Here is a 1,319-nt window from a genome sequence, read left to right on the forward strand (position 1 = left end):
GCCGTCGTACCCTCGCCCCGGCCGTCGCCGTCGCCGTCGCCCGCGCCCACGGGTGGCGGCGGACCCGTCGCCGGGGCGGGCACCGGCGGACCGACCTGGAGCGCCACCGACATGCCGCCCACCCAGGGGGGCCGCTACCTGTACGTCTCCGGTGGCGGCGACGACCGGGCCGACGGCCGGTCCCGGCGAACGCCGCTGCGCACACTGGGCCGGGCCGCGCAGCTCACCCGGCCGGGGGACACCGTGCTTGTGGACGACGGGGAGTACGCCGACCGGACGAACTTCGCCGTGCTGTCGATCGAGCGCTCCGGCACCCCGCAGCGGTGGATCACCTGGGCGGCGCTGCCGGGCGCCCGGCCGATCGTGCGGGCCGGCGCCTGGCAGGGCATCCGGGTGCACGCCGCCTACGTCATCGTGCAGGGCTTCACGGTCGTCGGGGGCAGTGCCGCACTGACCGCGGCGCAACGCGCGGCGGCCCGCCGGGGGGACGTCTCCGACCCGGCCGTCTCCACCAACTGCATCAGCGTGGACGAGCAGCGCACCGCCGATCCGCCGCGCCGGCCGCACCACGTGGTCGTCTGGGGGAACACGGTGACCGACTGCCCGCTGTCGGGGATCGCCGCCCAGTTCGCCGACCACGTGACCATCGCCCACAACGAGGCCGCCCGCAACGGCCACTGGTCGCCGTACGGCGGCAGCGGCATCTCGGTGCACAGCAGCTGGAACTCCGACGGTGGCACCGGCACCAAGATGGTCGTGCGCGGCAACGTGGTGCACGACAACGCGAACCTGGTGCCCTGCCTGTGCAGCGGCGCCGCCCGGCGGATCACCGACGGCAACGGCATCATCGTCGAGTCGACGACGAACGAGGACTTCCGCGGGTCGCCGCTGCGCCAGGGCCCGTACCGGGGGCGGACCCTGGTGGAGAACAACATCGCCTACCGCAACGGCGGGCGGGGGATCAACGTCTTCGACGCGGAGCACGTCGACGTCGTGAACAACACCCTGTACCGCAACGCCACCCACTCCGCCGTCGACACCGACCTGGTGGTGACCCGGTCCCGTGACGTGCGCGTCACCAACACCGTCGTGGTGTCCGCGCCGGGTGAACCGGCCGTCGGGGTGTCCTCCTCGACCGACGTCCGGTTCAGCCACAACCTGGTCGTCGGCCGGTCGACCGCACCGGCCGACCCGGCGGGTCTGACTGCGTCTCCCCGCTTCGTCGACGCGGACTCGGCGGACTTCCGGCTGGCGGCGGGCAGCCCGGCGGTCGACAGCGGCGTCGCGGCCGGCGCGCCCGAGCGCGACGCCGCCCGGGC

The 1,319-nt window shown here is 74.8% G+C and carries 1 protein-coding gene; it reads left to right on the plus strand.

Features of this window, described 5'->3' with window-relative positions:
• Window positions 1–111: 111 nt before the first annotated feature.
• Window positions 112–1,319, plus strand: a 1,208-nt coding sequence (locus tag HUW36_RS33020) for a right-handed parallel beta-helix repeat-containing protein (protein ID WP_174531602.1), incomplete at its 3' end; no start/stop codon positions are given.

The sequence above is a fragment of the Micromonospora maritima genome (assembly GCF_902825405.1).
Classification (GTDB): Bacteria; Actinomycetota; Actinomycetes; order Mycobacteriales; family Micromonosporaceae; genus Micromonospora; species Micromonospora maritima.